The organism is Thermosipho africanus Ob7, assembly GCF_003351105.1.
GTDB lineage: Bacteria > Thermotogota > Thermotogae > Thermotogales > Fervidobacteriaceae > Thermosipho > Thermosipho africanus.
This window is the reverse complement of sequence record NZ_NKRG01000008.1, coordinates 74,231-84,505: the sequence shown is the minus strand read 5'-3', so window position 1 is coordinate 84,505 and position 10,275 is coordinate 74,231. Positions and strand designations below refer to the sequence as shown.

The 10,275-nt window shown below is 30.8% G+C and carries 9 protein-coding genes; all 9 read left to right on the top strand.

What is annotated here, in order from left to right; genetic code table 11:
- Positions 1–357: 357 nt before the first annotated feature.
- The 9 genes from OB7_RS08600 to OB7_RS08560 all read left to right on the top strand — a co-directional run bounded on the left by OB7_RS08600 (position 358) and on the right by OB7_RS08560 (position 10,268).
- Positions 358–1,509, top strand: a complete 1,152-nt coding sequence (locus OB7_RS08600; protein WP_114703067.1) for an amino acid kinase family protein — start codon at positions 358–360, stop codon at positions 1,507–1,509.
- On the top strand, positions 1,506–2,804 hold the full coding sequence (locus OB7_RS08595; RefSeq protein ID WP_114703066.1) for a homocysteine biosynthesis protein: 1,299 nt from the start codon (positions 1,506–1,508) through the stop codon (positions 2,802–2,804). The genes OB7_RS08600 and OB7_RS08595 overlap by 4 nt, the downstream gene beginning before the upstream one ends.
- Entirely contained in the window at positions 2,801–3,496 is a 696-nt protein-coding gene (locus tag OB7_RS08590; protein WP_114703065.1) for a UPF0280 family protein, read from the top strand. The genes OB7_RS08595 and OB7_RS08590 overlap by 4 nt, the downstream gene beginning before the upstream one ends.
- A gap of 4 nt (positions 3,497–3,500) precedes the next feature.
- Positions 3,501–4,418, top strand: a complete 918-nt coding sequence (locus OB7_RS08585; RefSeq protein WP_114703064.1) for a methylenetetrahydrofolate reductase — start codon at positions 3,501–3,503, stop codon at positions 4,416–4,418.
- Positions 4,419–4,429: 11 nt separating this feature from the next.
- On the top strand, positions 4,430–4,975 hold the full coding sequence (locus OB7_RS08580; protein WP_012579998.1) for a methionine synthase: 546 nt from the start codon (positions 4,430–4,432) through the stop codon (positions 4,973–4,975).
- Between the two features lie 3 nt (positions 4,976–4,978).
- The gene (locus tag OB7_RS08575) at positions 4,979–7,300 is read left to right on the top strand and encodes a homocysteine S-methyltransferase family protein (protein WP_114703063.1); all 2,322 of its coding nucleotides are present in this window, start codon (positions 4,979–4,981) and stop codon (positions 7,298–7,300) included.
- 5 nt (positions 7,301–7,305) lie between these two features.
- A complete protein-coding gene (locus OB7_RS08570; protein ID WP_012579996.1) occupies positions 7,306–7,851 on the top strand; it encodes a nitroreductase family protein in 546 nt (181 codons plus the stop codon).
- A 100-nt stretch (positions 7,852–7,951) separates the two neighbouring features.
- A complete protein-coding gene (locus OB7_RS08565; protein WP_114703062.1) occupies positions 7,952–9,694 on the top strand; it encodes a DUF2207 domain-containing protein in 1,743 nt (580 codons plus the stop codon).
- Positions 9,695–9,716: 22 nt separating this feature from the next.
- Positions 9,717–10,268, top strand: a complete 552-nt coding sequence (locus OB7_RS08560) for a LemA family protein (protein WP_004101187.1) — start codon at positions 9,717–9,719, stop codon at positions 10,266–10,268.
- Positions 10,269–10,275: the final 7 nt, after the last annotated feature.

Genomic DNA, 10,275 nt, shown 5'->3' with positions numbered 1-10,275 from the left:
ATTTTAATTAACTCACAGGCTGTTTTCCGTAACACATATTTAAAATTAGTCTTTTTATTAACACAAAATCATTATATCACATATTTTAAAAAATTGCCTTGACAAACAAAAATTATTTGTTAAAATCTCATCAAAAGGGGGAAGAAAATTGCAAAAAATTATCTTTAAAAATCAAACTTCAATGCTTAATAAATCCTTCTTAAATGTAAATATGATGATAATGTGCGGCATGTGGAAAAACTGGCCGCCATTATCTTTTGCTGTATAGGTTTTAATTAGTAGGAATTAACTAATAGCAAAAAGGCGGTCAGTAAAAACTGGCCGCCTTTTTTTATTTTAAATAAGGGGGTGTTATTTTTGAAAGTTATTAAACTTGGCGGTTCAATTTTTAAAGAAAAAGACTCTTTTTTTAAAGTACCACCATTACTCGAACAAGACAACCTAGTAATAGTTGTCTCAGCACCATATGGAGTCACAGATTTACTTTTAAACAATCAAATTAACAAAAAGCTTCTTGAAAATATCTATCAAAAACTTGCTGGTCAAATGGGGTTTGGATCAGAAAAATTAAAAGAAAGAGTGTATGAAATTTTAAATGAAAGAGACTATGAAAAAATAATCTCCCACGGCGAAAGATGTAATTCTCTCGCACTTAAATTATTTTTAGAAAAGGAAGGTTTCAACGTTGAAGAAAAACTACCCGAAGAAATAGAACTTAACCTAACAAAAAATAGTGAAAAAATAGAACTCAAAAGAAGTATAAAATCATACTTTAAAGAGAAAAAAATTTATATTGTCCCGGGTTTTTATGCTATACACAATGGAAAAATAAAAACTCTTGGACGAGGTGGAAGTGATTATACAGCGACAGCTTTGGCAAACATATTAGACGCCGAAAATGTAACTCTATATAAAGATGTAAGTCAACTCTTCACTTGTGATCCTAAACTTGTTAAAAATCCTTTCCCAATTACAAAAATCTCATATGAAATAGCTGAGCTTCTTTCCTACTTTGGTGCAAAGATTATTCAATATAAAGCAATTGCTCCTGCAAAATCTAAAAATATTCCAATAATAATAAAGGGATTAGATAAAAGTGGATCTACTATTATAGGAAACGAAACTAACGTTGGAGTTTTATCAATAAGTTTCCTAAAAGATCTCTTATTTATAAATGGAAAGTTGAAAAAAATACCAAAAAATGTAAAGTACATAGATATATTCCAAAATAATGCAAACGTAATAATAGAAAAAGAAAAATTTGAAAGTATAAAGGATAACTTTTCAACAATAACTATAAAAGAAAACTTGTCGCTCATACTTGTAGGTGGAGATTTAGACATTGGAAAAAAACTCCTTATCTTAAATAGCCTCTACTTTCACAAATTTAACTTTTGGTTACTTAAAGACGCGAAAAATTTTTTAATTCTCCTTGTAGAAAATAAAAATCTTAAAAACATTCTAAATGTTATACACAACATCTTATTTGCAAGGGAGGGGGTTATATGAGAAGTTTTGAAGAAATCAACGAAAAAATTGAAAAAGGTAAAGTAGTAGTTTTAACAGCGGAAGAAGCTGTAAAACTCTCAAAAGAAAAAGGTGTAAAGTACGTATATGAAAACGTTGACGTTGTAACCACTGGGACCTTTTCACCAATGTGTTCATCCGGTGTTTTCTTCAACTTCGGCCACACAACACCTCCAATGAGAATGGAAGAAATAAAGTTAGATGGAGTCACAGTTCATGCAGGCCTTGCTGCTGTTGATGGATTCTTGGGCGCAACTCAAGAAGATGGGATTGGCGGTTCTTACGTCATTGAAAAACTAATCTCTGGTCAGGATGTATTTTTATCTGCCAATGCAAAAGGAACAGATTGCTATCCCAGAAAAAAAATAGAAGGTTACATAAATAAAGACATAATAAATGAATTCTATTTCTTTAATCCAAGAAACGTATACCAAAACTACTCGGCTGCTACAAATGGTTCTAATAAAACTATATATACATATATGGGAAAATTACTCCCAAATTATTCAAATGTCACTTATGCTACTTCAGGAGAGTTAAGCCCACTTTTAAAAGATCCAAAGTTAAAAACAATAGGAATAGGCACTAGAATATTCTTTGGAGGAACTCAAGGATACGTTGTCTGGCAAGGAACACAGTATAATCCAAGTACAGAAGATATCCCAAAAAATCCTTCTAGAACTCTTGCAGTAATTGGAAACGCAAAAGAAATGTCAAGAGAATATATTAGAGCAGCAAAATTTAAAGGATATGGAGTTACTATATTTATAGGAATTGGTATACCTATTCCTATACTAGATGAAGAGATAGCCTATTATGTAACACGCTCAAACTCAGAACTTATAACAACAGTAAGAGATTACTCAAAACATGATAAACCTATAATAAGAGAAGTAACTTATCAAGAATTAAAAAGTGGTAAAATTGAGTTAAATGGTAAATATGTAAAAACTGCTCCTATTACCAGCATGAATGTATCAAGAAAAATTGCAAATGAACTAAAAAAACAAATTTTAAACAAAGAATTTTTCCTTACAAAACCAGTCGCCTCTCTTCCATCAAAATCTGATTACAAAAAATTAAACACAAAAAGTACTAAGCAAGAAAAAGTCATTAAAAACGAATGTGTAAATTGCGGTTTGTGTACAGGATACTGTAATGCTTTTTACATAGAAAATGATACAGTAAAGTTTGAAAAAACAAAATGTACAAATTGCGGACTTTGTAGTGATGTATGCCCAGTTGGAATAGAGCTTCCATGGGGGCTGATAAATTGAAAAGGTTTTATAGAAACTTCATGGGAAACAATCTTTTTTCTTTTTCAATAAAGTACAAAGAAAGCGATCTTTGGATTGCATTAGACAAAAAAGAAACAGGACTTTCGGTTCTAGCTTACAACTATCTTGTTTTCTTGAGAAAAGAACTGGAAGAATATGCAACAAAAACTTTCCTTGCATCTTTAAAACCAATTGCATTTGATGAGAATGCTCCAAAAGTAGCAAAAGATATGCTTAAAGCTTCAAAAAAGGCAAATGTTGGACCAATGGCGGCTGTTGCAGGTGCTTTTGCAAAACATATTGGACAATATATTAAAAAGCTAGTAAATCCAAAAAAACTTTTAGTAGAAAATGGTGGAGATTTATATATTTATTCACATGAGCCAACAACTATAATGATACTTTCAACTAATACTAATTTATACCTAGAATTACCACCTGGAGAGTTCGGGATTGCAACATCTTCAAGAAAAATTGGACATTCAAAAAATTTTGGCAAAACAGATACAACTACAGTTGTATGCAGTGACCCTGCCCTTGCTGATGCATATGCTACCGCAATATCTAATAAAATTAAAAATGTACATGATGCAAAAAATTTACTTTCAAGAAAATTTGAAGAAATCCAAGATATAATCGTTACAATAGATAAAAATATAATTATAAAGGCTATACATAACGTAAGGGGATGAAAAAATGAAAATATCTCAAATCAAAGACTTTTTTATTTCAATTGAAGTAATACCGCCACTTAGAGGGCATAGTGCAGATAATCTATATAAAGCAATAGACAAAATAATGCCATACAATCCAGCATTTATAAGTGTAACCAAGCATCCTCCAGAACTTGAATACTATGAAATAGATGGCCAGATTCTTAAACTTCCAAAGGTTAAAAGGCCAGGAACAATGGGAATTGTTGCTGCATTAAAGATGAGATACAATGTAGATGTAGTCCCGCATCTCACCTGTATCGGAAACAGCAAATTTGAGCTTGAGGAATTATTAATTGATCTAGATTTTCTTGGAATCGATAATGTATTTGTTATTCGTGGAGATAAAAAGAAAAATGTAATAAAAAAAGAATGGCAGTATGATTATGCTTACCAGCTTGTCCAACAAATTTCCGATATGAATAAAGGAAAATACTTGTATCAAACAGCCAAAAAAACAAATTTTTGTATTGGTGTTGCAGGATATCCAGAAAAACATTATGAATCTCCAAATCTAAAAACTGATATAAAATACTTAAAGAGGAAGATAGAAGCAGGAGCACAGTTTGTAATAACTCAAATGTTCTTTGATATAGAAAAGTATTTTAATTTTGTCAAACTTTTAAGGAATGAAGGAATAACCGTAAAAGTTATACCTGGCCTTAAACCTATTCTAAGCTACAAAAGCGCATTAAAAATACCTGGAACTTTTTATGTAGATATTCCTGAAGAATTGATTGAAAAACTAGATAATGCAAGAACCCCAAAAGAAGAATTCTGGACAGGCGTAAAATATACCATAAAATTAATTGAAAAACTAAAAGAAAATAATGTCCCAGGAATACACTTTTTTACAATGAGCAATACCGATGCAATTGTAGAAATATTAAAGCACATATAGGAGGAATTCATGTGATTTATATCCCCGAAAAATTTGAATATATGCCTAAAAAGAAAATAGTCGTTGCAAGAGCATCTACAAGATATGAAAAACTTGACGAAGAATTAATCAAAAAGATAAACGATCTTTACCTTGAAGGTCTTTCTTTATCATCTCCAACTATCTGGTATGAAACATTTAACATAGAAGAATTACCAAAAAGTATAATTCCAGAAAAATTTAAAGGTGTTAAAAAAATGACGCTTTTTGTCTCCACACTTGGGGAAGAAATAGATAAAAAAATAGAACATTACACAGAAAATGGAGAAGTATTTTCTGGAATGATTCTTGATGCGTGGGGTTCAGAAGCTCTTGAAACATTAAATGATAATTTTGATAAAAAGTTAAGAAAAAAATACAAAGATGGGACAATGAGGTTTTCTCCAGGATATGAGGATGTAGACATTAGAGAAAATAGAACTATCATTAATTTATTAAAAGTGGATAAAATAAAGGTCTTAGAAAGTGGTATTATGATCCCAAGAAAAACAACAACATGTATGATAGGATGGTGGTAAAAGTTGAATAGAAAAGAATTTCTACAAATGCTTAATGAAAGAATTTACTTTCTCGACGGTGCATATGGCACAGAGTTTTTTAAAAAGGGATTTAAAGGTGTTATTGAAACTCTAAACATTACAGATAAAGAAATGGTATTTGATCTTCAAAAAGCATATGTTGATGCAGGTGTGGATTTTCTACTTACTAACACATTCAGTGCAAATAGACTTAAACTAAAATCGTTAAAAGTTAGCTATAACATAAAAGATATAAACTATAATGCTGTTAAAATTGCCAAACAAGCAGCGGGACAAAAAAATGTCTATGTTTTAGGTGATATTTCATCAACTGGATTTTTAATAGAACCATTAGGTGAGATTTCATTTGACGAAGCATACGATGTTTTCAGAGAACAAGGGGAGATACTATTAAATGCAGGCGTTGATGGCTTTATAATAGAAACAATGTCTGATTTAAAAGAGTTAAAAGCCGCAATTCTTGCACTCAGGGATCTTTCACAAGATATACCAATAATTGCTCAAATGACTTTTGAAGAAAACTCAAAAGCTGTCACAGGAACAAGTGTCGAGATTTTTGCAACCTTACTAAACGATTTAGATGTAGATGTTATTGGAATAAACTGTACATTAGAACCCGAAAAATTATTATCAGTTTTTAAAAAACTAGCTCAATACTCTAAAAAACCAATTAGTGTAGAACCAAACGCAGGAAAACCCAAACTTCAAAGAGATGGAAGTATTGTATACAAAACCTCTCCAGAAAAGTTTGCAATTTACATGGAAGATTTTGTGGAGGTAGGTGCAAATATTGTTGGAGGGTGCTGTGGAACTTCACCAGAGCACATAAGATTAATGATTAAATTTTTAAAGAATAGAAAACCAAAAAAAAGAAAAATTATAGCTGAAGAATTTGTCTCAAGTAGGACAAAATTGCAAAAGATTTCCCCATTTTTAATCATTGGTGAAAGAATTAATGCAGCAGGTAAAAAGAAACTCCAGGAAAAAATAAAGAACAAAGATTTTAGTAAAATTGTTGAACTTGCATCTATGCAAGAACAAGAAGGCGCTCATGTTTTAGATGTAAATCTTGGAATAGAAAAACTTCTTGACAAATCACATTTTAACCTTGTTGTTAATACCCTTGACAAAATCGGAAGTCTACCTCTTTCCCTTGATATACAAGAGTTTGAATTTATGGAAGAAGCTTTAAAAGAATACGTTGGAAGACCAATAATAAATTCTTCTACAGCCAAAAAGGAAAAACTAGACAATGCAATATATCTACTTAAAAGATACGGAGGAGTGCTTGTTCTTCTTACAATGAAAGATAAAATTCCTGAAACTGCAAAAGAAAGATTTGAAATTGCAAAAGAAGCTGTAGAATACCTTGAAAAAAACGGAATAGAACGCAATCGAATCTTAGTTGATCCACTTGTTCTTCCAGTTGGTGCAAAAAAAGATCCAAAAGTCACAGTTGAAACTATAGAATTATTATCAAAAGAAGGTCTAATGACATCCGTTGGACTTTCAAATTTAAGTTTTGGAATGCCAAATAGAGAGGCTTTAAATGCTTCTTTTCTTACACTATGCTTAGACAAAGGGCTCAATGCAGCTATATTAAATACAAGTGAAAAATGTACAATGAACGCTATTTTTGGAACACTTGTACTAAAGGGAAAAGAACTTGCAAAACAAGAAATTCTAAAAGAAGATCCTCTTGTTGAAATGATCCTTAAAAAGAAAGAAAAAGAAATAAAACAAGAAATTGAAAAATTACTTGAAGAATATTCTCCTCTTCAAATAAGTCAAAATATTCTTTCAAAAGCTATGGAACACATTGGAGAGTTATATTCAAAAGGTGTTATATACCTTCCACACCTTATACTTGCTGCTGAAACAGTAACTCCTGTCTTTGAATACTTAAACTCACTCCTTGAAAAAAATGACAAGCAAAAGATAGGCACAATAATTGTTGCAACAGTTGAAGGCGATGTTCACGATATTGGTAAAAAGATTGTTGCAACATTATTTAAAAGTTCTGGATTCAACGTAATTGATCTTGGAAAAGATGTACCAGCTTCAAAAATCTTAGAGGAGGTAAAAAAACACAAACCAGATATACTAGGGCTTTCTGCTATGATGACAACAACTATAGGAAGGATAAAAGAAGTAAAAGACTTACTCGAAAAAGAAGGTGTAAAAATTCCGATAATTGCCGGTGGAGCATCATTAAATAAGGAAATTGCAGAGAATTTTGGTGTATACTATGCAAAAAATGCAAGTGAAGGACTTAAACTCTCCAAAAAAATATTAAAGAGGTGATAAAAGTGATTTTTGATCTTGCAAAGAAAAGAAAAACTACAAGAATATTTTTAAATGAAAAGGTAAATATTGAAGATATAAAATATGCTATAAACGTAGCAAAAGAAGCACCATCAGGTATGAACAGTCAACCGTGGCATTTTGTGATAGTCGATGATGAAAAACTAAAAGAAAAGATTAGAAAATCTGTGGAAGAAAAAGAAAAAATATTCTATGAAAAATCTAAAGGAAAACTAAAAGATTTTCTTAATGAATATAATATAACTTGGCAAAAAAGCTTTCTAACGGAAGCTCCTTATTTAATTTTAGTCTATTCAGACAAAAGATTTCCATTCTCAAAAGAATCCACTTGGATATCTGTCGGATATCTACTTTTAGCACTTGAAGAAAAAGGACTCTCAAGTCTTACATATACGCCACCAAATCCTCAAGATTTTAACTTTTCAACTTATAAACTGGAAGTTATTATACCAGTAGGACATGGAAATGACCCAAAACCAAAACTAAAAAGAAAAGACTTAAACGAAATAATATCATATAACAAAATTTAACATTAGAAATCCCCCCAAAGAATTTCAACGGGGGGATTTATTTCATATATAGTCTTTATTTTTCTTGTATGATATAATTTGCTTGTCGGGGGGTGAACAAATGAAAATTGCAAAATATATACTTTTAACTATTATTTCTATCATTGCAATTATTATCATACAGCTTTTTATTAGCGGATATATACAATGGTATTTCAACGGAATGTATGAAATTACTTCCGCTAACATAGAGCAAATAATGGATGAAGATGGTATAGTCCATGTACATGAAGTAATTAATTACAAAATGAGAAAGCCCTTTAGAGGTGTATATAGATACGTAGAACAAAGCAGAGCTGTAAAAATAGAAAACGTAAAATTGTGGATTGAAAATGTTAATGGCGAAAGAGTTGAATTTTTAAGAAAAAATGACAGAGAATTTGAGGCAAGAGTGTGGGTATCTAATACTCCCATATCACCGCAAGAGATTGAAAACATTGAACTTCACGTCACATATGATGCAAAGTACGTATTTGAAAATGGAAGTGATATTTCACAAGTCTTTAGACAATTTTGGGGGCCAAGATGGGATGCTCCAGTCAATAACATAACCGCAAAATTTGTCTTTCCAAAAGATTTAACTGCAGAAAAAATATACACTCACCCAAAAATAAATTATTCAAGAAATGGTAATACATTCACCTTAAACATTAAAAAACTCCCACCTTATACATTTGCAGAAGCAAGATTTATATTTCCTCCCAAAAAGTTGAAATACTCATATGAAAATCCAAGCCTTTATTTAAATGATATAGAAAAAATTGAAAAATCTTATTCTTCAAAAGTCTTTTTAAGTAGAATATTACCACCTATACTTACAATTTTATCAATCACTCTTTTAATGCTTATTTTCAACTTTTTTGGAAGAGAAAAAGAAATTCCATACAGTGGGATATATGAGAGGGAAATACCATATAATGATTCTCCAGATATTGTTAACGCAATAGTTGTAAATCAATTAAGTAAAATTGATTCTGATGGAATTAGTGCGGTAATCATGGATCTTTACAAAAAGAAATATGTAGAACTTGATAAAGAAGGGGAATACATAAAAATCCTTGACAGAGACGGAAATGATTTAAGTGAAACTGAAAAACTTTTCTATCAACTATTAAAAAAATACTCATTTGAAAATATTTTTTCTTTCTCGCAGCTTAAAAAAACTTTATCTAAGGATAAAAAACTTGCTAAAGACTTTCTTGACGAATTTAATGCATACAAGTCTCTTGTAGTAGATATCGCAAAATCAAGAAAGTATTTATCTCTTGCTGGTACTTACCTTTCCTATTTAGTTGGAATATTTTCAATAATTTCTTCAATTTTAATATTTTTCTCTTTTTCAAAAATAAACTTTTTATATCAGAGTGTTTTTTCAAGCCTGATTTTTGCAATAGGTGCAGTGGTATTCATTTTACCAAAGGATGTATTTGGTAGTTGGTCAAAAGAAGGAAGAGAATACTATCTTAAATGGAAAAACTTTGAAAAATTTTTAACTGATTATTCTCTTCTTTCACAATATCCTCCAGAATCTATAATTTTGTGGGAAGATTATCTTGTGTATGCAACAGCGCTTTCCATAGCCGATAAGGTTGAAAAACACTTGAAAAAATTGATACCTAAAGACATCGATGTAAACGAAACAGTGTATTATTATCCATATAGAAGATTTGGAAGACAGTTTTATGTTATTTCTACAGTTGCACATTCAACAGTTTATGGAAACTCCTCAGGAAAAGGAGGATTTTCAGGCGGAGCCGGTGGTATTGGTGGAGGCTCCGGTGGTGGTGGTGGTGGAGCTTTTTAATACAATAAGGAGGTGAGTTTTTTTGATCTGGGTTATTCTAGGTATTATATTATTAATTCTTTTCTGGGTTATTGGTACATACAACTCTCTAGTAAAACTTAAAAAGATGATAGAAAACGCTTGGAGTCAAATCGATGTTCAACTTAAAAGAAGGCACGATCTAATTCCAAATCTTGTTAACAGTGTAAAAGGATACATGAAATTTGAACAGGAAACACTTGAAAAAGTTTTGCAAGCAAGAGCTTCTGCTATTTCAAGCAAAGATATTAGTAAAAAAATTGAGGCAGAAAATCAACTTACTGGAGCATTATCAAAACTTTTAGCTGTTGTAGAAAATTATCCCGACCTAAAGGCTAACGAAAATGTAAGCTCTTTAATGGAAGAACTAAGAAAAACAGAAGACAAAATATCATACGCAAGGCAATTTTACAACGATATAGTAATGAAATACAATACAAAGATTTCAGTTTTCCCTTCAAACATAATTGCTTCTATGTTTAAATTTAAGGAAGCTCCATTCTTTAAAGTTGAAGAAGCTGAAAAAGAAGTCCCAAATGTTGACTTATCTTTTTAACATATAA

Coding starts and splice junctions, on each gene's coding strand:
- OB7_RS08585 (WP_114703064.1), top strand. CDS start 3,501: ATGAAAATATCTCAAATCAAAGACTTTTTTATTTCAATTGAAGTAATA.
- OB7_RS08595 (WP_114703066.1), top strand. CDS start 1,506: ATGAGAAGTTTTGAAGAAATCAACGAAAAAATTGAAAAAGGTAAAGTA.
- OB7_RS08565 (WP_114703062.1), top strand. CDS start 7,952: ATGAAAATTGCAAAATATATACTTTTAACTATTATTTCTATCATTGCA.